This window comes from Falsirhodobacter sp. 1013, from assembly GCF_051195255.1.
Lineage (GTDB): Bacteria > Pseudomonadota > Alphaproteobacteria > Rhodobacterales > Rhodobacteraceae > Falsirhodobacter.
The window spans coordinates 41,002-64,640 of record NZ_JBNJLK010000012.1; the positions used below are offsets into that span (position 1 = coordinate 41,002).

Consider the following 23,639-nt stretch of genomic DNA (forward strand, 5'->3'; position numbering starts at 1 on the left):
CTGACGGAGAATTCCATGCTGATCCGCGCCATGACCTGTGCCGCCGCACTGGTCGCCACCACCGCCCTGCCGATCTGGGCCGAGCCTTCCCAGGACATGAAAGCCGTACTGGACAAGCTGTCCGAACTGGGCGCGAAGCCCGTGCACACGCTGGACGTCGGGGAGGCCCGGATGCAGGCCTCTCCGGCCGATGCCGCCAAGGCGGTCCAGTGGACGAACCGCATCCCCTCGGCGCCCGAAGGGCAGATCGCCACGCGCGACATCACCATCCCGACAGCGAACGGCCCCCTGCCCGCCCGCCTTTACATCCCCGAAGGCGAAGGCCCCTTCCCCGTCATCGTCTACTATCACGGCGGCGGCTGGGTCATCGCGGACCTGAACACCTACGACGCCACTCCGCGTTCCCTGACGCATGGCACGAAGGCGATCACGGTGTCCGTGGACTACCGCCACGCGCCCGAGCACATGTTCCCCGCCGCGCATGAGGATGCGTGGAACGCCTATTCCTGGGTGATGGAGAACGCGGCCAGCTTCAACGGGGATGCCAGCCGCGTGGCCGTCGCGGGCGAAAGCGCCGGTGCCAACCTGGCGGCCAACGTGTCGCTGATGGCGCGGGAGCGTGAGGCGACACTGCCGGTGCACGAACTGCTGGTCTATCCCATCGCCGGCAACGACACGACGACCCCGTCCTATACCGAGAATGCCGAACAGGTGCCGCTGGGCAAGGCGGACATGGAATGGTTCATCCGGCACGTCTTCACCTCTCCGGATCAGGCGGCGGACACGCGCGTGAATCTTCTGGGACACGAGAGCTTCGAAGGCCTGCCCTCCACCACCGTGATCCTGGCCGAACTGGACCCGCTGCGGTCGGAAGGCGAAGCGCTGGCCAAGGCCATGGAAGAGGATGGCGTTCCCGTCGAGTCCCGCGTGTTCACCGGGGTCACGCATGAATTCTTCGGCATGGGCAAGGTCGTCGGCGCCGCGAAAGAGGCCAACGACATGGCCATCACCGGCCTGAACGCCGCCTTCGACGCGGCCGAGAATTGAGGAGATCGCCCATGAAACGTTCCGCACTCGCCCTGTCGCTGGCCCTGCTTCCCGTCGCCGGTTTCGCGCAGGACACGACCCTGCCCGTGGCCGTCATCGACGTCCCGCCGGCCGCTTTCGTGAAACAGGCCGCAAGCTCCAACATGTTCGAGATCCAGTCGAGCGAGATGGCACAGGAAAAAGCCACGTCGGAGGATCTGAAGACCTTTGCCGCCGACATGATCGCCGACCACACCAAGGCGGGCGAGGACATGCACGCGGCCGCCGGCGACACGCCGGTGCCGGAGGAGCTGTCACCAAAGCACACCGCGATGCTTGCCCTTCTGACCGAGGCCGAGGGGGCGGAATTCGACATGCTCTACAAGGAGATGCAGGCCGTCGGACATGCCGAGGCCGTGACTCTGTTCACGACCTTCGCCGCGTCGGGCCAAGGCACCGACCTTCAGAAGTTCGCCGAGACGACTCTGCCGGTGCTGAAGGAGCACAAGACGCATATCGACCATCTTGTGGCGATGCCCTGATCCACGGCAGGCCGCCCCCGAAACGAGGCGGCTTCTTCACATCCTCGGCGGGTCGCCGCCGAAGATGACCCCCTTCCGCCACGCACGCCGCAGCCCGAGGATCCGATGCAGCCCCCCATTTACTACACACCGGACATCGAACAGATCCCGGATGACGAAGCCGAGACAATCGCTGGCCTGAACGCCGTACTGAAAGACATTCTGGACACGACCTCGGCCGATTACGGTCACGCGGTGCGGGCCGTCCACGCCAAGAGCCACGGTCTGATCGAGGCGGAGCTGGAGGTGCGTGCGGATCTGCCCTCCGAACTGGCGCAAGGTCTGTTTGCCAATCCCGGCCGCCATCCGGCCGTCTTGCGGATTTCCACCAATCCCGGCGACATTCTTGCCGACAGCATCTCGGTCCCGCGCGGTGTGGCCCTGAAGATCATGAATGTCGACGGCCCCCGGCTGGAAGGTGCGGAAGGACGCACGCAGGACTTCATCATGGTGAACGGCCCCGTCTTCAGCGCGCCGGATGCGGCATCGTTCCTGAAGAACCTGAAGTTGCTGGCCAAGACGACCGACCGCGCCGAATGGGCGAAGAAGGCGCTATCGGCAGTGCTTCGCGGCACCGAACGGGCCCTGGAGGCGGTGGGCGGGGAAAGCGCGACCCTGAAGACGATGGGCGGCGCGCCCAACGTCCACCCCCTTGGGGAAACGTATTACACGCAGACGGCCTTCCGCTTTGGCGATCACGTGGCGAAGCTGTCGCTTGTCCCGGTGTCGCAGACCCTTACCCGCCACACGGGGGAGATGATCAATGCCAAAGGCCGCCCCGACGCCCTTCGCGAGACGATCGCCCAGGATGCGGCGAAGGGGCCGTGCGAATGGGACCTGCGCGTGCAGTTGTGCCGCGATCTGGAAAAGATGCCGGTAGAGGATCCGACCGTCCTCTGGGGCGAGGAGATCTCTCCCTTCCGGTCGGTGGCCATTCTGCGCGCGGCCCCCCAGCCGGGATGGAGCGAGGCGCGTGCCGCGATCGTGGACGAGACGCTGCGCTTTTCCGTCTGGACGGGGCTGGAGGCGCATCGGCCCCTAGGCTCCGTCAATAGGGTGCGCCGGGCAACCTACGAGATGTCGAGCGGTTTCCGCGCCCGCACGAACGGCTGCCCCATCCACGAGCCGGCGACCGTGACCCTGCCCCGACCTGACCTGACCTGACGGGCCCTACAGGTCGGAACGCCCGCCCGCCCATGTCCCGGACATGCGGCGGGCGGATGACTGCGCCCATCATGTGCATTATCAAGACGACACCAAAGCCATGCCGCAGGGACATGATCGCCGAAGGATGACGCAGGGGCTCGCATTCAGCCCTTGTCAGCCGAGCCCGGCTCCGCCAGCTTGCGATGGAAGCCCGCGCCGACCTGCGCAGGCGCTGCATCCAGGATGCCTGTCAGGATCTTGTTCTTGGCACCGGGCACGACCTTGTGCTTGTCAGCCATGAGGGCCTCGAACGCGGCCTTCGCGACCATCGTGGGATCGTCCTTGTCCGACGCGCCGATGCGGGTGTCCAGCATGTCGGCACGCGTGAAGAAATCGGTCTCGGTCGCATTCGGCATCAATACGGTGACGCCGATGTCCGTATCTTTCAATTCATTGCGCAGTGCCTCCCCGAACCAGCGCAGGAAGACCTTGGATGCCCCGTAGACCGCCTCGAACGGGGTCACGTGGCTGGCCGAGATGGACGAGGTGAAAAGCAGTTTTCCCGTGTTTCGTTTCACCATGTCACGCAGCACCAACTTCGTCAGGTGGACCGTGCCGCGGACGTTCAGGTCGATGAGTTGGAATTCATGTTCGAGATCGGTTTCCGCGAAGGGCCCGCCAAGGCCGATGCCTGCGTTCAGGCACAAGACGTCGACATCGCGGCCATCCAAGGCGTCATAGAGGCTTCGCACCCCATTCTCGGTAGACAGATCGCTCGCATGGATTGTGACTGTCCCCTTATGGCTCGCCAGCGCAGCAGCGGCGGCGTCCAGATGATCCCGATCTTGTGCGGCGATCAGGATATCATGTCCAGCGTCCAAGAACTGGCGCGCCAGCTCCAGACCGATGCCATTTGAGCCTCCGGTGATGACGGCGAATGGCCTTGCTTCTGTGATAGTCATGGCAATCTCCTGCGGATGCATCTTCAACAACACCTCCAAGGGGAAGTTCCTTATCCGGTGATCACGAGAGGAATGATGGGAAATTCGGTGGAGAGCGAGGTACCGTCTTGGCATTCCAATCGACGATGTCCGGGGTCAGCATAATCAGCCCACATCGTAAGACGGAAGGGCCAACCCCGTAACCACACCCTCGTGCTTGCGCGTCTGCCGTGATCGACAAGGCGGTCGTGCATTCAGCGATTCATCAATCAACCGTTGATCTTTTTGCAGACGGTAACGGAGATGAGAGGACTCTTGTTCAGTCGTCCTTGAGGATGATGCTGATGCCCCCGCTGGTTTCCAGTACGGCGGCGTCGATCCTGTCCAATGTTCCGACCCCCTGCTGCGCCCGGGCAGCCTCGAGCACGTCCGCTACGCTCACCCGCGCGCGGCGGAAAGCTTCCTGGTCGATTTTTCCGCCGCTGATGAGTACTGTCGGCGCACCATCCAGCCAAAGTGCCAACCGTGCCGATCTTCCCTTGAGGAACGCGAGCGACACGTCTGCGGCAAACAGCGTGACGATGAGAACGAACGCGTTCACGATCGAGAAATCGTCGCCCAGCAACGCCTGCTGCGTCGTCTCGGCGATGATCAGCAGGAGGACGAAGTCGAACGGCGTGGATTGCGCCAGGGTGCGGCGCCCCGACAAGCGGGCGACCACAAGCAGAACGAGGTAGACGGCCAAGCCGCGGATGACGGAGTCCATTCGAACCTCTCAGGGAAGGACGAGGATGTTCACCATCCGCGTCTCGCCGCCGATGGTCATGTCGAAGCGGGCCCAACCGAAATGCACGGATCGCATGCCAATAGAAACCTCGTGCGGCGGCGCGCCTTCCGTCGCGAACCGCAGGCGTTGAGCCGACGACATCAAGACGGTTTCCCGCGGCTCGGGCTGGATCCGTTCGATCGAGAACAGATCGAAGAACGGTTGCGAAAGGATGATCTCGGGCGGAACCTCCATGCCGGCGAAGCGGATGGAAAGGTCGTCGGACGCTTCCCACCGGGTGACGCGCGGCACCTCCACGACGGCGTTGTCGAAGCGGACCGTCTGTTTTTGAAAGACGCCGCCGCTGCCCGTGAAACCCAGCAGCGCGATCACGCAGACGAAGCCAAATACGGACCAGGCCACGCGCTGGAAGGTCCAGAACCGCCTTTGAAGCCGACGATGCTCCTCCAATTGAAGGCCGTCGTCCCGCATCGGTGGAATGACGATGTCCTCGTTCATCAGGTGCGCTCCGGATAGCCTGCCATTCCGAAACTTCCCGGGGGATGGCGCGGTTCCGCAGGGCAGCTACCGCGTCGGAAAAACCGCAACATATGGCGGACTATCGTACTTCAGGTGACGCGCAGACACCCACCCACCCTTCCGCGATTTTGGCAAAGTTCACTCAGGCATTCCAAGGATTGATAAGGTCAATGCCGCAGCCCGTGAAGTCCGGGATATTTCGGGTGGCAACGGTGGCAGACCACACGCATGCAATGGCGGCGATCTGACCATCAGCTTGGGCAAGTTCGCGGCCCGCAGCCCTGCGGATGGCGGCGATGTTCGCAAAGGCGACTGCGGCCGGACTATCAAAGGGGAGGACGCGTCCGGCAAAGTCCTCACGCACGATCTGGTGGATCATCTTGGTCAGTCCATCACGCCGCTTGCCTTCGTCCATAATCGCCACGCCATAGCGAAGCTCGGCCTCGGTGATTGTCGTCAGGTAAATGCGCGATCCATCCAGTCCAGCTAGCCAGTCCAGCACGCGCGGCTCCGGCGTCGGACGCAGCAGTTCCGAAACGACGTTGGTATCCAGGATGATCATCAGTCGAAGCGGGGCGGGGTACGGATCGCTTCGCGAGGCGGCAGGGAGAGATCCGCACCGCCGTAAGCGGCCACGCGAGAACGGATCATGGCGGCGAGGTTCACCGGCTGGCGCGGCTCAGCGACAACCTCGCGCAGGATTTCGCGGGCTTCCTCTTCCATGGATCGCCCATGCTCGGCTGCTCGGACACGTAAGCGCTGCTTGATGCCGTCGTCTAGGTTGCGAATTGTGATGCTTGCCATGGTCAGTCGCCCTCTGTCTTAATGGCAACATTAATCAATGATTGCATTGAAATCAAGAGCGCGGCTGCTCGCTGGATGTTTGTGTAGGCAGCGCGGCAGTGAACAACGTGAGATCTTCGTCCTTGAAGACCAGAAAACGTCAGATCGTAGCTTCCTTCAGTGTCCGATTTCCGAGGAGTAGCTCAGATCTTCAAGGCATTCTTAGATGGATACCCCAAGTCAAGGATCGTCGCCCACACGCGTTCACCGAGCTTGATGTAAAGCTCAACTGCGCACATTCGCTTTTCATAGGAATACATGAACTATCTCCAAGATAGTCCAACTTTTCGTTCGCACCCCACCGAGTCACGTCTCGATGGAATTTAACACCGATGAATTCCTTTCCACCTTCGGTGTTGACGGCCATCGCGATTATGGCCGCTACACTCATGATCCGCCTGCTTGGTATCAGTTATCCATGCGGGCGCATCACAACCTTGATGACACCATCTTCTTTGTCCCGGAATTTCCGATACATTTCCGGCGCGTCTTCAAGGCTGGCAGGGTGGGTAACAACGAAGCTGGGATCAATCTCGCCCGCTTCGATCTTTGCCAGCAGGGGCCGGGTATAAGCCTGCACATGTGTCTGGCCTGTCTTGATTGTTAATCCCTTGTTCATCATCGCGCCGATAGGTATCTTATCGCCCATGCCGACATAGACGCCAGGGATCGAGATTGTGCCGCCCATACGGCAACTCATGATGGCTTGCCGCAGAACATGAACCCGGTCTGTGGCAAGCAACGTGGCCGCCTTGATCTTGTCAACTACAGCGTCAACACCTCCATGCCCGGACGCCTCACAGCCGACCGCATCTATGCAACTATCGGGACCACGCCCATTGGTACGTGCCTGCAGCTCGTCGTAAACGTCGGTATCCGCGAAATTAATTATTTCCGCGCCTCCCGCAACTGCCATGGCCAAGCGTTCGGGAACCTCATCGATGGCAATAACACGACCTGCCCCCATCATAAGGGCGGAGCGAATAGCGAATTGTCCTACTGGACCGCAACCCCAAATGGCCACGGTATCCCCTTCTTCAATCTGCGCATTCTCCGCAGCCATGTATCCGGTGGGGAAGATGTCAGAGAGAAACAGCGCCTGTTCGTCCGTGATGTTATCTGGAACTTTAATAGGCCCAAAATCCGCCATGGGGACCCGTAGATATTCGGCCTGTCCCCCACAATAACCGCCCAACATATGGCTGAAACCGAACAGTCCGGCGGGAGAATGGCCCATTGCTTTGGCTGCCATTTTGGCGTTGGGATTCGTGCGTTCACAGGCTGAGAACAAGCCTTTTTTGCAGAACCAGCAGTCACCGCAGCTGATAGTGAAGGGTACGACAACCCGGTCGCCAATCTTCAGATTGGTGACTTCGGAACCCAGGGCCACAACCTCCCCCATGTTCTCATGACCAAGAATATCACCGCTTTCCATCGTCGGTTGATATCCATCATAGAGGTGAAGGTCCGACCCGCAAATCGCGCAGGCGGTAACTTTGATAATCGCGTCCCGCGGGTGCTTAATTTCGGGATCCGCCACGGTATCGACCCTGACGTCACCTTTTCCATGCCAGCAAAGTGCACGCATGCCATTCTCCCTACCTTGAGTTCACGGCGGATCAACGATAGCTGAGTAAAGATGTTCCGCTGGACCGCGGGGCCGTGTCTCAAAACTGGTGGACTGTTGATTTTAACCGAGACGTGACCCGGCGGAAAACAACAGCCTGATCGCACCCAAAGCCATGCAAGAACAGGATCGGGCGGTTCCCGCGGCCCGTCGTCCTGATGTTGTTGCGCAAGACGACCGACATGAATTTCCCGATGTGCAGGAAAGGGCCTGGAGGCCGCACCTTATGCGACAAAAGCCAATGGTCCAAAACGTTAAGGGAACGGCACGCTTCCCCCGCCCCCAGCCCGTTACGTTACGGGAAACTCCACCGTCACCCGCAGTCCGGTCGGGAGCCATTCCGTCGACATCGCTCCGCCCGAAGCCGAGATGATCCCTGTCACGAGTGTTGTACCAAAACCGGAATGGGCGGGAGCGGCATCGATCAGCGGACCGCCTTCCTCCACCCACGTCATGATCATTCGACCCTCCGTCTGGCTCCAATGAACGCTGATCGTGCCGTCTCCGGACCCAAGCGCGCCATACTTGATCGAGTTGGTGGCCAGTTCGTGCAGCAGCAGCGCAAGGGGGGTGGAGAGGCTTCCGTCAAGCACTCCTGTCCCGCCCTCGACCGTCACCTGCCCCCCGTAGGGAGACAAGACCGAACGGGACAGCACAATCGGGTTCAGGATAACCGTGACGGCCCGGTCGCTCTCGGATTGATGCAGTCCGATATCCGCGGCCCGCTCCAAAGCACCGATACGCTCGCGGGCCAGGGAAAGCGCATTCTCCGGCTCGCCCGACTTCCGTGCCTCGCGCTCGGACATCGACATCACACCCGACACCACGCTGAACAGGTTCTTGATGCGGTGCCGCATCTCGTGCGCCAGCATCTTTTCGCGCTCCATCGCACGTTCCAGCTCCTCCGCCGTGCGGAGCCTCTCCAGTGCCACGGCAACCGTATTGCCCATTGCCTGCACGAACGCGATGTCGTCGTGGCTGAACTTGCCGTCCTGCGTGCTGTCGACCTCCAGCACCCCGTAGGGCTCCGCACCGTCGCGGACAGGAACGTTCAGGGCCCGACGCACGCCGTGTTCGACCATCAGGACAGGTGTACGGAAACGCGTCTCTTCCTCCAGGTGATTGGAGATCACAGGCTGGCGGGTGTGGAAGGCATAGCCGGCCGGGCTTTCAAGATCGGCTCCGAGTGTGGCCACCCCGACGACGCCGTCCTTCCACCCGACGCCCGCACATACCAGAAGACGCGACGGATCCTCCCGGTCGCGTTCCAGATACTTGCACAAGTCCACGTTCATCCCGTCGGCGCAGGCCCGTGTCGCCTCTCCCAGAAGATCGAACCGTTCCTTGCAACGAAGGGCGAACAGCCCGAACGCTGACAGGATCTCCTGCTGGCGCAAGCGCCAGGATAGCTCGTCTTCCACGCTGGCACCGAACTCGGGTTCCACGACCGCCGCGTCCTGCGGCCTGATTTCGGGGGTGTCAGAGGACATCGTGATCTTGCAACCTTAAAGGAAGTCCGTTTCGGACAAAGTGTTCAGGCTTCGGATTGGCCCTCATTTCTGGTAAGTGCAAGCATCATCGCCTGTTCAATCGTATGCCCGCCGAAGGCTTGGCGATCATGAGTGCTTTGACATGCCGGGGATTTACACCCGACGCTCCGTAACCCGGGGCGAAGATGAACGGAATGCCCTGTGATCGCAGCACAACCGCGATTGCGAACGAGTTCAATCCGTGAAGGTCCACTTCCAGTTAAAGTCTCGACCTCTTTGCAGCGCGAGGGTAATGCTTCCGCCGCCACTTCCTCGCCCCTCGCCATGAATAGGTCAGACGTGCCTTCTCCCACCATTCCAACGCTGCTTGCCGATTTCCCGGCCGACTCTCCCCTCGGACCGGTGGGAACCTGGCCGGCCGAGTTGCAGATGCTGATGAAGACGATCGAGACGGCCGCTGCGGAAATCGTGGTGTTCTGGGGGCCGGACTATGTTGCCCTCTACAACGACACCTACGCCCCCACGATCGGGAACAAGCATCCCGAGGCATTCGGACGTCCGGCCAGGATTTACTGGAGCGAATTGTGGGACGACCTCCGGCCCCTTCTGGACAGGGTGCGCGATCACGGCGAGGTCGTGTCCGAAAAGGATCGCCCCTTCTACATCGAGCGCCACGGCCGGCCCGAGACCGTCACGTTCGACATCTCCTATTCGCCGGTGTTCGGAGCCGACGGGGCTGTCGCGGGAGTTCTGTGCATCGTCAAGGAGACGACGACGGCACGTGCGGCCGAGCGCCTTCGGCTGGAAAGCGAAGAGCGGTTCCGCAACATGGCGGACAACGCGCCAGTGATGATGTGGGTCGTCGATGCGACCGGATACTGCACCTATCTGAACACCCGCTGGTATGACTTCACCGGCCAGACGCCCGAGATCGCCGAAGGCTACGGGTGGTTGGATGCGACGCATCCGGACGACAAGCAGCGATCCGAGGAGATCTTTCTGAATGCGCTGAAGGATCATGCCCCCTTCAAGCTGGAATATCGCCTCCGCCGGAAAGACGGGGTCTATCGTTGGGCCATCGATGCCGCCGAGCCGCGCTTTGATCGGGAAGGCACGTTTCTGGGCTATGTGGGCTCGGTCATGGACATCGACGAACGGCACGAAATGGAGCGCCAGCTCAGCGACAGCCGGCGCGAACTGGCCGCTATTACCCATTCCATAGACCAGATGATCTGGACGACGCGGCCCGACGGCTACCACGATTTCTACAACGACCGCTGGTATGAATTTACCGGACTGACCCCCGGCAGCACCGACGGCGACGGATGGAACGATGTCTTCCATCCGGATGACCAGACGGAAGCGTGGACACGCTGGCGACACTCGATCGAAACCAGTGAACCCTACGAGATCGAATACCGGCTGCGCCATCATTCGGGGGAATACCGCTGGGTGATCGGTCGTGCGAAGGCGTCCAGGGACGACAAGGGCCATGTCCTGCGGTGGTATGGGACATGCACCGACATCCACGACTCTAAAACGCAGGAACTGCAGCGTGCAGCTTTGCTGGACCTGCAGGAAAACATCCGCGGTCTGGATGATCCCGCGGACGTCGCCTACGCGGCATCCCGGATTCTCGGGGACTTCCTGAAGGTGGACCGTGTGGGCTACGGGTTGGTCGACGAGGGTGGAGAAACCGTCGTCATCGACCGGGATTGGACATCCGATGCGGTCAGCAGCATCAGCGGGTTCCACAGGTTCAGGGACTACGGATCGTTCATCGACGATCTGAAGCAGGGCAGGATCGTCCTCTTCGAGGATGCCACACGAGATCCGCGGACGATCGATCATGCGCCGCGTCTTCTGGACATCGGTGCATCGGCCATCGTGAACATTCCCATTCGCGAAAACGGCACGCTCGTCGCAGTCCTGTTCCTCCATGCCCGCAATCCCCGGATATGGTCGCAGTCGGATATCGACTTCATCTGCGACGTGGCGGAACGCACGCGCCAGACCGTCGAGCGGCGCCGGGCCGAGCGGGAACTGCGGAACCTCGCCACGTCGCTCGAAGAACAGGTCGTCGAGCGCACCCGAGCCTTGCGCCAGTCAGACGCGCTGCTCCGCCAAAGCCAGAAGATGGAAGCCATCGGTCAGCTGACGGGAGGTGTGGCGCACGATTTCAACAACAACCTCGCGGTGATCATCAGCGGCCTGAACCTCATCCAGCGCAAGCTGAACCGCAGGCAGACAGAGGATCTGGATATGCTGATTGCGGGGGCGATGGAAGGTGCGCAGCGTGCCGCGACCCTCACGCACCGCCTTCTCGCGTTTGCACGGCGTCAGCCACTGTCGCCAGAGGTTGTCGATGGCAACCGCATGATCTCCGGAATGAACGAGTTGCTGTCCCGGACGCTCGGGGAGGCGATACGCGTCGAGACCGTTTTGGGAGCGGGTCTCTGGAAAACCTCGGCCGACCTCAATCAGCTGGAAAACTCTCTACTCAACCTCGCGGTCAACGCGCGGGACGCGATGCCCGAGGGCGGGCGCCTGACGATCGAGACGGCCAACGCTCATGTCGACGACGCTTACGGCACCTTGCACAATCTCACGCGGGGCCAATACGTCCTCATCGCCGTTTCCGATACGGGATCCGGCATGACGGAGGAAGTCATGAGCAAGGCCTTCGATCCGTTCTTCACGACCAAGGAAGTGGGGAAAGGCACGGGGCTCGGCCTCAGTCAGATCTTCGGCTTTGTCCGCCAGTCTCACGGCCATGTCAAAATCTATTCGGAACAGGGCGTGGGCACGTCGATCAAGGTGTATCTTCCCCGCTACTACGGAGACGATGAGCATCAGACCCCTGAAAAATGCTCGGAGGAGATGCCGGACGGCAGAGGCGAGGCCATCTTGCTGGTCGAGGACGATGACCGCGTCCGGAGTTTTACGGAGAATGCCCTGCGTGAGTTGGGCTATGTGGTCACCGCGGCGTCCAGCGGTCCCAAGGCGCTGGAGCTTCTTCGCAACGGGCTGAAGGTCGATCTTTTGTTCACGGACATCATCATGCCGGAGATGACCGGACGAAAGCTGGCGGACGCCGTCGCCGAATTCCTGCCGCATCTGCCCGTCATCTATGCGACGGGGTATACCAGCAATGCCGTGGTCCATAACGGCATCCTAGATCCCGGGACGAACTTTCTGCAGAAGCCCTACATGCTGACGCAACTGGCGCAGAAGGTGAGAAGCGTTCTGGATCAGGCAATGCCGAAGGCGGACTGACTGTAAGCTTGGCGTGCTGCACAGGCGGGCTTTAGCCTTCCGTTTTGAATGCAATCTCAAAGCGATCGGTATATATGCCGGCCGCTGCTCACCTGAACGTTATATCTGTTCGGCGTGAGCAACGCTCTTGGGCTTTATCTGCCCAGATCGGGCTGCGGGCCAAGCGCGCCATCGGCATGCTCTTGAACTCGCCCCTTCCCGTCGATGGAGGGACGCTGCGGCATACATGCAATCTAGCAATAAAAGCCGCCCCCGAAGGGACGGCAGTTTACTTCCTCACCGGAGGAACAGCAGCGATGGCAGTCGCTGTAATGACCTTATCCTGCCGTCTCCAATCAAGAAACCCTTATGGTGGTCGCGCCCGCGCATGTGGCAAAGCTGCCGCAAAATGCGCATCAAAGCAGCTGGTATCTCGTCACGAGTCCCAAGGAAACACAGACAGAAAAAGCGACCGGCGGTGTGCGGGCCTCGATGTACCAGCGCGGTTCGCGGCCTCGGCCACTTAGCGCCTCGCCCTAATCACGCAGGGCTTTATCGCTCTGATCATCCGTAGCTTTCCGCCTTGTAGCCGATCACTCAACATACGGCGGATTATCATACTTCAGGGGCGTCCACCTATCCAGGTCACCATGCACTGATCACCAGCTCCATTGTCTGAAAGGCAGCTAGTTTGCAGGGACACTCCTTCTGATAGAGCTTTTGCACGGAAGAGTGGGCAAATTGTCACAGCTTCATTTCAGTTTTTCCACGCGCAAGGTTCGTGGAGACTCTTCCCAAGGTAGGTAATACGATTTAAGGAATACCTTGAGGTTGTGCCGTGCTTGCGAACGAACCGTCTAGCCGCTTTCTTTCTGACGGCATGTATGTTCATGCCGGACCTTATGGTCGACCGCTGGTCACCGACAGTCCCGTATATCGGGATCAGGCTGAGCTGCAGACGCGACAACTTCGTCTGCTGAACGAACGGCGCATGCGCCTCAGGCAAAGCGTCCGCAAGACGAGGCCGAATTACTTCATTCTGGTGCCGACCCTGCGATGCAACATCCGTTGCGATTACTGCCAGGTATCCCGTGTCGCCGAGCACGCGAAAGGCTTCGACTGGGATGAAAGTCTTGCCGAACAGATACTGACTTTCGTTCTGGAAGCCTCGGCTCCTGAAGTCACCTTGGAATTTCAGGGTGGCGAGCCGCTCCTCCGTCTGGACATCATTGAGATGTTCCGCGCGCGAATGATCGCAGCGGGCAAATCCGTGAAGATCGTCATCTGCACCAATCTCCAGACAGTTTCCGATGCAGCTTGGTCTTTTCTGCAGAAGACGGATGTCTTGATCAGTTCGTCCTTCGACGGAACATGGGCCGCTCACGACCAACTGCGGACGCAGGATGCGAAGAAGTTGGAAGATTTTCGTGGCAATCTGGTCAGGGCACTTCAGGAATTTGGAAACGATCGCGTCAGCCTCGTGTCGACGCTCGATCCCCTCGATCCTCCTCCGGCCTCAGAGATCATCCGAAGTGCCCGCGAGCTTGGCATAAGTGGGCTGTTCCTCCGCCCTATCAATTACCAAGGTTTTGCCCGCAAGGCCTTCCGGGATGCCAAGGAAGATCAAAGATGGGATCGCTACTATCTGGATTTCATCGATACCCTTATCGCTCACAACCTCCAAAGCGATACCATTCTCGGAGAATACTACTTCGGCTACATCCTCCGTCGCATTCTGGATCCCAGGCGGGGCGAACACGTGGACCTGCGCAATCCGTCGTGGTTGGCGCACGACTACCTCGTCATTGACGAGAAAGGAGCGATTTTCCCGACCGACGAGGCCCGCATGCTGTTCAGAACGGGCCAGATCGATCTGCGCGTGGGCCATGCGGCTATGGGATTGGACCATGAGGTCGTGGATCAGCTCAATGTCCATGCCGACAACCGCTCGGATCCGGATTGCGCGACATGCGTCTATCAATCCGTCTGCGGCAGGGATCTCGTAGACGACCTGTCAAGGTATGGTCGCATCGACGGTTCACGACACGACACGCGACATTGTCAGCGCCATCTATCGATATTCGATCATGTCATGCGCAAGCTTGCCTCCGCCCCGGAAGATGAATTGCACATCATGGGACGCATGGCGGGCCTGAGCTCCCTAGATGCATCCGTCTATCGGGTGCATCATGGCTAGCACGAAGATCGAAGTGCGCGATTTTCCACCCTCCCTTCCCTCCCTCATCCGCCTCGGAACGGCGGAACAGGCCGGCAGGGTGCCCGCCGCCGGCCTGATCTATCGGGATACTTCGAGCGCGTGGTTCCAGATGAACAGCGAGACCTTCGAGGTTCGGACATCCGACGTCGATCAACTCATTGGCGACGTCATTTTGGTCAATCCGCACCGTGGAACCGCCGAAAGGATCATCCGGCAACAATCGGCCCACAATACGTTGCTCGTGACTGAGCGATGCGATCAGCTCTGTGTCATGTGTTCGCAGCCCCCGAAGGAGTATGAGCTCGACCTGTTCGAAGTTTACGAGGCGGCACTGGAACACGCACCGCAGGATGCCGTGATCGGTATTTCCGGGGGCGAACCTCTTCTTTACAAAGAACGGGTCTTCAGCTTGATCGAACAAGCGGCCATCCGTCGCCCGGATCTCGGGTTCCATATTCTCACCAATGCCCAGCATCTCGAAGACTCGGACATGGCCAAGCTTCGAAGCCTCCCCCACGAGCGTTTGCGCTTCGCCGTTCCGCTCTATGCGTCGGACTCGCAAGTCCATGATGAGATCGTCGGCAAGCAAGGTGCCTTCGATCGGCTTCTTTCCGGCATCTCGACGCTAATGGCGGCCGGTGCGGAAATCGAAATCAGAACCGTGATCATGCGCTCGAATGCCGGATTACTCGCCGACTTGGCGCACTTCCTCAGTTGGAACATGCCGGATATCGACCACTGGGCGATCATGCAGATGGAATACATCGGCTTCGCGAAAAAAAATTGGGCCTCGCTTTTCTTCGACCATTCGGTGAACGCCGCACCACTCCGCGATGCGATCGCCATTGCCGAGCAGCATGGCATAACGTGCCGGCTCTACAATACGCCTTTGTGCACGCTTCCTGAAGACCTCCGCACCCGTGCGCCTCGGACAATATCGGATTGGAAACAGTCTTACTTCCCCCAGTGCGGGACATGCAGCAAAAAGCAGGACTGCAGCGGGGTCTTCGCTTGGGCAAAACCGGAACACTCATTCAGCATCATGGAGCCGCTATGAAAAAGTTCTTGATCCCCTCGCTTGCCGCGGCAGGTTTTCTCATTCCGAACACCGGCAAGGCCACGAGCTTCATACCTGCCATGCAGGATGATGACGGTCTCTCGAACTTCACACAGCGGTTGGCCCTTCAGCACGAGTTCACGCTGGCGGCCCACCGATCGCACTCGTCGCACAGGTCCCACTCCTCGCATTCCTCCCACCGCTCCTCATCCGGCGGAGGATACTCCTATTCGGCACCGCGCACTCCGTCGTATACGGCTCCTCGCGCACCATCTTACACGCCTCCGAGCAACCCCTCGGCCCGCCCCACGCCATCCGCGCCGCTCTACGCTCCCACGCCCTCAGCTCCCACCACGCCTTCTACCCCTCGGGTGCTGCCCGGCAATTCTGCCAAATTCACCGAGATCGTCAGGCGGGTGCAGACTGCTCTGTTCTCTTATGGCTATTACAGTGGACCTATCGACGGGATCATCGGCCCCGCATCTCGCTCAGCGCTCACTCGCTTCCAAACCGACTATTCCTTGAACGTGACGGGAACGATCACACCGGAAGTCCTAGATGCGTTCGGCATAACGGCGAGGTGAATGTCGGGAGAGGATTGAAATGAGCCTAAGTGGTGCGATCGTCTTTTTTGAGGGCTAAGAAGCGCGCCACTGGTGAGTTGCTTTGGGAATAGGCTGACATTCTAATGCCGCAGGTTGAGCGAAATTTCTTGGCAAAAAAAGCCGTTCAGCGCTTGTCCGCGCGGTTTGGCTTGTGACTGAAGCTGAGCAACAGAAGGCTGAAGGCTTACGGCAGCCTAAGTGAATGATCGTCAGAAATCGCCGGGCTTGAGATGCTGTTGCGCAAGCCCGCTGCACGCGTTTCCACAGGTAGTTCAGCATTGATGAAGATTGATGGCGCCCGATCCATTGAAGAACCTCGCCGTCGAGAACAAATCCAGAATGGAAAAGTTTACCATGACCACCAAGAGCGCCGACGAATACCTTGCTGCACTGGCTGACGCGCTCGCGATCAGCGAGACGCGCTACGATCAAGCCTGCCGGAGCTACGCTTCGCTCGGAGCTTGGTTGCATCGCCCGGACTCGACCGTTCTGCGCTACGACCCGCAGATCTACGTGCAGGGGTCCTTCCGTCTCGGCACGGCGATCCGGCCGCTGAACGACGAAGAGGAATATGACGTCGACTCAGTGTGCGAGCTGCGCCTGCTCGCCACGGTCGACCTCAGCCAGAAGGCTTTGAAGAAGCTCGTTGGCGACGAGATCAAAGCGTACCGCGTCGCGCAGAGCATGGTAAAGCCCGTGACAGAGGGTAAGCGTTGCTGGGTGTTGTCCTACTCCGACGGTGCGCAGTTCCACATGGACATCGTGCCGGCGGTTCCGAATAACTCGCGCCAGAAGCTGCTGCTAGAGGCACGCGGCCTCGACACGCGTTGGTCGGAGACGGCCATCGTCATCACCGACGTGCGGTCGCCGACTTACGAGCACATCTCCGACGACTGGCAGCGGTCCAATCCCAAGGGATACGCGAAGTGGTTCCAGCTGCGCATGGGGCCGATCTTCAAGCGGAAGCGACGTGCGATCGCGGAATCGGTGCGCGCTAGCGTCGAGGACATCCCGGAATACCGCGTGCGGACGCCGCTCCAGTCCGCGATCATGATCCTGAAGCGTCACCGCGACGGCATGTTCGTCGACCGGTACGAGGAGCGGCCGATCTCGGTTATCATCACGACGCTGGCCGCGCACGCCTACAACGGCGAGGAGAAAATCTCTAACGCGCTGTACGCGATACTGGCGAACATGGACCGCTTCATCGAGCGCGACGGACGGACCCTCATCATTCGGAACCCATCCGATCCGCTCGAGAACTTCGCCGATAAGTGGCCGACGCATCCCGAGCGGCAGGATGCGTTCTTCGAGTGGCTCGCGCAGGCGCGGCAAGACTTCGGGCAGCTGGCGCAGCAAGTGGAGCGTCGCCGACTCGTCGAGAGCGTCGCGCCTCGGATGGGTGCCATCGCCGAGAAGGCGGCCGCCCGCATGGACCCTCCCTCGGGCAGCATGCTCCGCCCGGCCGCCTCGGCCGCGATCATCGGGACGGGCGCGGCGAGCGCCCCCGCCTTCCCGAACACCCGCCGCGAGCCGACCTCCCCCAAGGGCTTCGCTTGATCTGGTGGGGCGAGCAGCCCGGCCGCGCCCACTCCGAGCGGAACGCGATCGGCGATCTCGCCGAGAATAGTCCCTGGCTGGCCAACGTCGAGATGCGTCTCGCCGGCACCCAACTGGCGTTTGACTTCGAACTCGAAGTCGGCGAGCGCACAATACCGCTGACGCTCGTCTACCCCGACTTCTTCCCGGACGCGGCACCTTCCATGCTAACGCGAAACCGCGAGCTGCTGTCCGGTCACCAATACGGCCCGTCGGGGGAACTCTGCTTGGAGCATCGGCCGGACAACTGGACACCCGACGTCACCGGCGCGATGATGATCGAGAGTGCGCACCGCCTGCTGTCGTCAGAGGACGAGACCGGGCGGCCAGCCCCTGCCGACCACCGGACGACGCGGGCGCAGTGGATGCGACACTCGGCGTTCCGCTTCCTGTTCTCCCAGGACACGCTAACCGGGCTGGGGTCGATGGCCGAAGGCCAAGTCGCCGAGGGGCAGATGCAGGAGCAGGACGTCGCTGGCACCTACGTGGCACAGCTGTCCAGGATCGGTACGGCGGACGCACCCCTGTGGTCGGAAACAAAGAACCGCGGCGGGGAAGTGCGGTCTTTTCCGGCGGTCGTGGTGCGCGTGCCGGCAGGCGGCTGCCGCGCTTTAAAGGATTTCGACGAGTTCAAGGCGCTGCTTTGGGCGCATGGCCACTCGGGCCTCGCGATGGAACTCAAGGACGGCTCAGACCTGATCGGCATCGTGTTGTTCGACGGACAGCGCATTCACGTCCCGATGGTGTTCGGCGACCCGGGCGCGCGGAAGCTGATCAGCTATGACCCGGTATTCGCCGAAGCGGACGGCGTCAGGCTCGACCCCGAATACGAGCGGCTCAAGACGTCCAAGGTCGCGATTGTCGGCTGCGGCTCGGTGGGTTCGAAGGTGGCCGTGCAACTCGCCCGGTCGGGAGTGGGCAGATTCGTGCTCGTCGATGGCGACGTGTTGTCGGCGGGCAACCTCGTTCGCAACGAACTCGACTGGCGCTCGGTCGGGGTCCATAAGGCACCGGCACTCGGAGCGCGGCTGATGGAGGTCAACGCCGACTGCACCTTCACCGCCCGCACGAACCCACTTGGCGGACAAGAGAGCGGCGCGATGGCCGCCGCGACGATGGCGGCGATCGAGACGTGCGACCTTATCATCGACGCAACCGCCGATCCCGGCGTTTTCAACCTGTGCTCCGCAATCGCTCGCCGCGCTGAGAAGCCGATGTGCTGGGCGCAGGTGTTCGGCGGCGGCGCCGGCGGTATCGTCGTGCGGCTACGGCCCGATCTTGACCCGACACCGCTGACGGCGCGGCAGAGGATCGAGGCCTGGTATTCTGAGCAGGGCGTCGACTGGCCCGACAACGGATCGGCGAAGCCATACGAGAACACCGGCGCCGAAAGCGTCCCACTGATTGCCGACGACGCCGACGTCGCCGTCATCGCTTCGCATCTGTCGCGCTTCGCGATCGACGTGCTCGCCCGGCCCGAGGCGACGGCCTTCCCCTACTCCGCCTACGTGATCGGGCTCAGTGACCGATGGCTGTTCACCGCCCCGTTCGACGTCCGTCCGATTGACCTTGGCGTAAGTGATGCCTGGGGTACGGAGCCGGGGACAGCCGACATCGCGGCACTCAAGGAGCTTCTGGCAAACCTGACCACGAAGACGAATGATGAGGATTGAGATCACGCCGGACGTCAAGGTCACGCTCAAGCGCTCGCTTCGCGCCGCCGGTCGGCGCGAGATCGGCGGGGTGCTTATGGGCGAGCAGATCGAACCGGGCCACTTCCGCGTCGTAGACCTGTCTGTCGACAACGAAACTGGGAGCCGCGCGCACTTCGTGCGGAGCCCTGAAGCGCACGCCGACGCGCTAGACGCGTTTTTCCGTCGAACGGAGAACGAATACGAACGATTCAACTACTTGGGCGAGTGGCACTCCCACCCGCAATTCCCCGTTACGCCCAGCGTCCAAGACGCGGCGTCGATGCTCGACCTAGTCCACGGCGAGCGCGACATCGACTTCGCGGTGCTACTCATCGTGAGGCTCGACTGGTGGCGATGGATCGCCAGCTCGTGCACCCTGTTTCACCGCGGCCACCAGCAGTCCGCTGTCGAGATTTTGGAGAGATGACCATGCTCAACCATTTCCTGCGCTCGCTGATCGACTGGGTGTTCAGGCGGCAGTCCGTCGGCGCCTCCCTGATCAAGGTCGGCGTCCCGCTGTACGCACTGGTCCTTGCCAGCCTGACCATCGGTGTCAGGATCCCCACCAAAGACGGCCCGTTCGTCTTCTCATGGGATACCTCTGGTGGCGCCGCCGCGCTAAGCTGGGGCGTTTTCATTGTCGCCACGGTCATCGTGCTGACGGGCCTGTTGCTGGTCGTCCGCGACGTCCGCCGCGAAAACCGCAAGAAGGTCATCGTCATAGAGGCGCGCGGCCTTCGCGACTGGCAGGGCGAGCCGCTGGAGAAGACGATCCCCATCTCGGTGCCGGGACGGCGCGACCCGTTCGTCGTCGATGTCCGGCAGGGGCTGGTCGACGGGCAGATCGTGAGCGCGGAACGCTCCCTGCAGAAGCTGAACGGTGTGCCCGACGACATCGCCCGCCGGACCGTCGGCACCAATCGGGCCGACGTCTCCTTCGCGCTCGGCGGCCTGGCTCCCGTTCCCCTCCTCTTCTTGCTTGGCGTGATTGTTGACGACGAGCACCGCACTCTGTTCATGGATTGGGACCGCAAAGCGCACACCTGGCGACCGCTCGACGAGGACGACGACGGGAGGCGCTTCGACGTCATCGGACTCGGCGCAGTCGCCGGCGGCACCACCCGCGCCGCGCTCTGCATCTCCGCCTCCTATGACGTGCTTGACTCCGACGTGCGCCTAGTCGAGCCGACCGCGCCGATCATTCGGATGGACCTGCAGGACCGATCGACTGCGTCGCATTGGTCGGATGCGAAACAGCAGCAACTTGCCCAGCAGTTTCTCGACACGGTCATGGCGCTCTCACGGCAGGGCGTCACCGATATCGCGCTGTTCCTCGCGGCGCCAGCCAGCCTTTCGCTCAGGTTCGGGACCGTCTATGACAAGCGCAACCTACCGGGCGTGACCGTGAACCAGTTCGAGCAAGCGGACGCGCGAAAGTTTCCGTGGGCAGTTCGCATGCCGGTCGCGGGTCTGGCTACCCCTGAGCTGGTGCAGCGCTGATGCCCGACACACCCGTGCCGGTGGCCCCGGCGATCAACGTCGCGAAGCTCGGCCACTCGATGATCGACCTGGCTTCTGCCGAGTTCACCCGCGACGCGATACGGGGTCGGTAGCCTAGAGGCGGTTGGCTGACCAAACATCTACCCTTACACTTGACCCCACCGTCCGGTCAGTTCAGATGAGGGACGATCATTACGGTCGGCGCGAATAAAAATGCATATTGCGATGCCATAAATTCGCCTATACCCATACCCGATTCTCAGGGTTACCCCCCTACCCGAAAACCTCGCACCTAAGTACCGTAACTCCCGAAGCACCCATATGGAGTAGCGGAATAACGTAAGTCGGGTGTACTCGAAAATCCGGTAGCGCCAACTGCGGTTGACGCATTGTAGCCTGTTCTGGGCCTGAATAGAGAAAGCTCTAGGAGGCCCCGATATGGCAAAGAAACCTGCATCATCTGCTGTTGCTGAAGCCCCCCCCGCAAAGGGCGGCAAGAAGACGGAGTCCTCCACAACCAGGATCTTCGGTGCCAAGGTTATGGAGCACGGCTACACAGCCTTGCCCAACATCCTTCTCCGGGCCCAGAACAAGCTTGAGATCACGACAACGCAGTTCAACATCCTGGCTCAGTTGCTCAGCTACTGGATTGATCCCAAGCGCCCTCCCTTTCCCTCCAAGAAAGAACTGGCAGGACGGATGGGGATCACTTCTGACACGTTGAGGATAAATGTTGCGAAGCTGGAAAACATGGGGCTCATCCAGCGTGAGCAACGCAAGACGGCCTCAGGTGACTACGGATCGAATACTTATCTGCTGGATGGGCTCGTCCGGAAGCTCAACAAGCTGGAGGTGAAGTTCGACGAGGAACGCAAGGAGAAGGAGCGGCTTCGGAGCACCGTAGAAGCACGTAGGCCGCGCAAAACGATCAAACCTCCGACCGGAGGCACCAATGGCAAGGCTTAACAAACGTATTCTATGCTTTGTCGACGAGTGTGGAACCGCCGGTGCCGAAGACTTTGCACTGGGATGTGTGATGCTTTGGGCACGAGACTGCGGCCGGGCGGACAAAGCTCTTAGCGATCTTCTTGAACCCAACGTGAACGAACTGCATGCGCAGCAACTGTCGAACGGATACCTGCAAGGGCTGCTTGGACGTTACGATCAAACTGACCGTCCGAATGGCATGGTGATGCTGAACCGTAAGGCCACAGTGACGGTAGGTAGCAGACCTCAAGTATATGCCATCAACGTCATCGAGACCGTGAAGACGGCCATGGGACAGTTTCGGGAGGAAACCGGCATTCGGGGGCGGAATTTGGGAAATATCGAGCTCATCCTCGATCGGAACGCCCAGAACACTCATGAGGAGTTCATGACCAGCATCCGGGCCGCCATGAGAGATGATGGACGTTTCCGTGCTGTCGAGCATGTAACTCAAATCGACTCGGCCGCGTCACGCATGCTCCAGCTCGCTGATATCATCGCATATGCGCGCACCTGGATCAGGAATAGCGAACAGAATGCCCGGGGCTTGCGCGACAACTACAATATCAGGGTTCTCTGAAACAGAAAAAGCCGCCAACGGCGGCTTTTTGTGTGCGGCTGGCAACCGACTTCTTTGAAAGTCGGGTCACCGCTGTGCGCGCCCTGCACACGGCATGGCGGGTCACGTTTCAAAAATAGGACTGCGCCCCCCCTATGTCAACCTTCGCTTTCAGGGGGGCGGAGGCTTAGCAACATCTTAACATCTAAGAACAGCGCACAGTAAGACTAGATCTACGTTGTGCTGTCCCGGCAACGCGCTACCGTCATGCGGCTGCACCCATAGCGCCGGGCAAGATCCGAAACAGTCACTCCTGCCTCCAGCTCAGCGCGAATACTCTGCTTCTGTGTCTCTGATAAAGATGACGGTCGCCCGATTGTCTTACCCTGAGACCGGGCACGCGCCATACCTGCGTGGGTCCGCTCGATTAGCAACTCCCGCTCGAACTGCGCAACGGCATTCAGGATGGTCATGGTGAACTGGCCGGCGGGGCTGGTCAGGTCGCTGCCGCCCAGGGCGAGACAATGAACACGCACCTGCATTCCGGTAAGCAATCTCACGGTCTGCGCCACGTCCATCGCGTCGCGCCCGAGACGATCCATCTTCGTGACCACCAGCACATTACCCTCCTCCAATCGATCGACCAAGCGGGCGAACATGGGCCTCTGCTGCGCGGGCACACTGCCCGAGATCGTTTCGGAAACGATCCGGCGCTTCGGGATGATGAAGCCGGCCGTCTCCAGCTCCTGCACCTGGTTCTCGATGGTCTGCTGAATGGTGGAGACGCGGACATAGGCAAAGGTGCGGGACATGGGCCAAAACTGTTCAGAAGGGTCGTTCATATCTTATATGTTCACAACCCCCGTGCAACACCCGTTTTGAGCACTCTTCCCTGCCCCTGCTCAAAACCGTTCGGTTGTGAGCAGGGTAAGACGCTGACTTTAGCAATGCCAAGGCCGCCGTTCGACCTGAAACCACAACTTAGGCATTAATGTCTAAGAATTGAGGAGTAGGTCAGTCACCTTGATGGCCATCTTGCGAATACGCTCCCGATCTCGTCCGTCTTCGCCATTGCGTAGCAATGGTCTTACCGCCTCCACCTATCCCGAGGCATGGTATCAACTGTAGAATTCGGGCGCCTTCTTGAACGTCGCCCACGCGTCCGGATCATGCCCGGTCACGACGTCCGCATCCACCTTCGTGGC

At 60.7% G+C, this 23,639-nt stretch carries 21 protein-coding genes; 13 read left to right on the top strand and 8 right to left on the bottom strand.

From position 1 onward, the window contains the following. Positions 1 to 15 precede the first annotated feature (15 nt). The 3 genes from ACSHZY_RS14755 to ACSHZY_RS14765 all read left to right on the top strand — a co-directional run bounded on the left by ACSHZY_RS14755 (position 16) and on the right by ACSHZY_RS14765 (position 2,771). A complete protein-coding gene (locus ACSHZY_RS14755; RefSeq protein ID WP_435170381.1) occupies positions 16 to 1,047 on the top strand; it encodes an alpha/beta hydrolase in 1,032 nt (343 codons plus the stop codon). 11 nt (positions 1,048 to 1,058) lie between these two features. Next, on the top strand, positions 1,059 to 1,568 hold the full coding sequence (locus tag ACSHZY_RS14760; protein ID WP_435170382.1) for a DUF4142 domain-containing protein: 510 nt from the start codon (positions 1,059 to 1,061) through the stop codon (positions 1,566 to 1,568). Between the two features lie 105 nt (positions 1,569 to 1,673). Continuing rightward, positions 1,674 to 2,771: a catalase family protein gene (locus ACSHZY_RS14765; protein ID WP_435170384.1), complete on the top strand. Its 1,098-nt coding sequence runs from the start codon at positions 1,674 to 1,676 to the stop codon at positions 2,769 to 2,771. A gap of 146 nt (positions 2,772 to 2,917) precedes the next feature. On the opposite strand, the gene ACSHZY_RS14770 is transcribed toward ACSHZY_RS14765, so the two are convergent. The 7 genes from ACSHZY_RS14770 to ACSHZY_RS14800 all read right to left on the bottom strand — a co-directional run bounded on the left by ACSHZY_RS14770 (position 2,918) and on the right by ACSHZY_RS14800 (position 8,960). Continuing rightward, positions 2,918 to 3,748, bottom strand: a complete 831-nt coding sequence (locus ACSHZY_RS14770; protein ID WP_435170421.1) for an SDR family NAD(P)-dependent oxidoreductase — start codon at positions 3,746 to 3,748, stop codon at positions 2,918 to 2,920. 265 nt (positions 3,749 to 4,013) lie between these two features. Then, on the bottom strand, positions 4,014 to 4,460 hold the full coding sequence (locus ACSHZY_RS14775; RefSeq protein WP_435170385.1) for a DUF421 domain-containing protein: 447 nt from the start codon (positions 4,458 to 4,460) through the stop codon (positions 4,014 to 4,016). Positions 4,461 to 4,469: 9 nt separating this feature from the next. After that, positions 4,470 to 4,979 carry a hypothetical protein gene (locus ACSHZY_RS14780; RefSeq protein WP_435170387.1) on the bottom strand — a complete coding sequence of 170 codons (510 nt, stop codon included), beginning with the start codon at positions 4,977 to 4,979 and terminating at the stop codon, positions 4,470 to 4,472. 163 nt (positions 4,980 to 5,142) lie between these two features. Then, on the bottom strand, positions 5,143 to 5,562 hold the full coding sequence (locus tag ACSHZY_RS14785) for a type II toxin-antitoxin system VapC family toxin (RefSeq protein WP_435170389.1): 420 nt from the start codon (positions 5,560 to 5,562) through the stop codon (positions 5,143 to 5,145). Beyond that, positions 5,562 to 5,804: a FitA-like ribbon-helix-helix domain-containing protein gene (locus ACSHZY_RS14790; protein WP_435170390.1), complete on the bottom strand. Its 243-nt coding sequence runs from the start codon at positions 5,802 to 5,804 to the stop codon at positions 5,562 to 5,564. The genes ACSHZY_RS14785 and ACSHZY_RS14790 overlap by 1 nt, the downstream gene beginning before the upstream one ends. 451 nt (positions 5,805 to 6,255) lie before the next feature. Next, on the bottom strand, positions 6,256 to 7,431 hold the full coding sequence (locus ACSHZY_RS14795; protein ID WP_435170392.1) for a zinc-dependent alcohol dehydrogenase: 1,176 nt from the start codon (positions 7,429 to 7,431) through the stop codon (positions 6,256 to 6,258). Positions 7,432 to 7,760: 329 nt separating this feature from the next. Continuing rightward, positions 7,761 to 8,960, bottom strand: a complete 1,200-nt coding sequence (locus tag ACSHZY_RS14800) for a sensor histidine kinase (protein ID WP_435170394.1) — start codon at positions 8,958 to 8,960, stop codon at positions 7,761 to 7,763. A 435-nt stretch (positions 8,961 to 9,395) separates the two neighbouring features. On the opposite strand from ACSHZY_RS14800, the gene ACSHZY_RS14805 reads away from it, so the two are divergent. The 10 genes from ACSHZY_RS14805 (at position 9,396) to ACSHZY_RS14850 (ending at position 22,455) form a co-directional block, all read left to right on the top strand. Then, positions 9,396 to 12,236 carry a PAS domain S-box protein gene (locus ACSHZY_RS14805; RefSeq protein ID WP_435170396.1) on the top strand — a complete coding sequence of 947 codons (2,841 nt, stop codon included), beginning with the start codon at positions 9,396 to 9,398 and terminating at the stop codon, positions 12,234 to 12,236. Between the two features lie 859 nt (positions 12,237 to 13,095). Beyond that, the gene (locus tag ACSHZY_RS14810) at positions 13,096 to 14,412 is read left to right on the top strand and encodes a radical SAM protein (protein WP_435170397.1); all 1,317 of its coding nucleotides are present in this window, start codon (positions 13,096 to 13,098) and stop codon (positions 14,410 to 14,412) included. After that, entirely contained in the window at positions 14,405 to 15,490 is a 1,086-nt protein-coding gene (hxsC, locus tag ACSHZY_RS14815; protein ID WP_435170399.1) for a His-Xaa-Ser system radical SAM maturase HxsC, read from the top strand. Before ACSHZY_RS14810 ends, hxsC begins: the two co-directional genes overlap by 8 nt. After that, the gene (hxsA, locus tag ACSHZY_RS14820) at positions 15,487 to 16,074 is read left to right on the top strand and encodes a His-Xaa-Ser repeat protein HxsA (protein ID WP_435170401.1); all 588 of its coding nucleotides are present in this window, start codon (positions 15,487 to 15,489) and stop codon (positions 16,072 to 16,074) included. The genes hxsC and hxsA overlap by 4 nt, the downstream gene beginning before the upstream one ends. A gap of 312 nt (positions 16,075 to 16,386) precedes the next feature. Beyond that, complete coding sequence (locus tag ACSHZY_RS14825) at positions 16,387 to 17,655, top strand: nucleotidyltransferase domain-containing protein (RefSeq protein ID WP_435170403.1); 1,269 nt, start codon at positions 16,387 to 16,389, stop codon at positions 17,653 to 17,655. Continuing rightward, positions 17,652 to 19,367 (top strand): ThiF family adenylyltransferase, encoded by a 1,716-nt coding sequence (locus ACSHZY_RS14830; RefSeq protein WP_435170405.1) that lies wholly within the window; start codon positions 17,652 to 17,654, stop codon positions 19,365 to 19,367. Before ACSHZY_RS14825 ends, ACSHZY_RS14830 begins: the two co-directional genes overlap by 4 nt. Then, positions 19,357 to 19,815, top strand: coding sequence for a Mov34/MPN/PAD-1 family protein (locus ACSHZY_RS14835; protein WP_435170407.1), 459 nt, complete (start codon positions 19,357 to 19,359; stop codon positions 19,813 to 19,815). The genes ACSHZY_RS14830 and ACSHZY_RS14835 overlap by 11 nt, the downstream gene beginning before the upstream one ends. Continuing rightward, positions 19,812 to 20,888: an SAVED domain-containing protein gene (locus ACSHZY_RS14840; protein ID WP_435170409.1), complete on the top strand. Its 1,077-nt coding sequence runs from the start codon at positions 19,812 to 19,814 to the stop codon at positions 20,886 to 20,888. Before ACSHZY_RS14835 ends, ACSHZY_RS14840 begins: the two co-directional genes overlap by 4 nt. A gap of 438 nt (positions 20,889 to 21,326) precedes the next feature. Continuing rightward, on the top strand, positions 21,327 to 21,854 hold the full coding sequence (locus ACSHZY_RS14845) for a helix-turn-helix domain-containing protein (RefSeq protein ID WP_435170411.1): 528 nt from the start codon (positions 21,327 to 21,329) through the stop codon (positions 21,852 to 21,854). Further along, positions 21,841 to 22,455, top strand: a complete 615-nt coding sequence (locus ACSHZY_RS14850; protein ID WP_435170413.1) for a DUF3800 domain-containing protein — start codon at positions 21,841 to 21,843, stop codon at positions 22,453 to 22,455. The genes ACSHZY_RS14845 and ACSHZY_RS14850 overlap by 14 nt, the downstream gene beginning before the upstream one ends. A 212-nt stretch (positions 22,456 to 22,667) precedes the next feature. Here ACSHZY_RS14850 and ACSHZY_RS14855 read toward each other — a convergent pair whose 3' ends face one another. Next, positions 22,668 to 23,246, bottom strand: a complete 579-nt coding sequence (locus tag ACSHZY_RS14855) for a recombinase family protein (protein WP_435170415.1) — start codon at positions 23,244 to 23,246, stop codon at positions 22,668 to 22,670. Positions 23,247 to 23,639 lie beyond the last annotated feature (393 nt).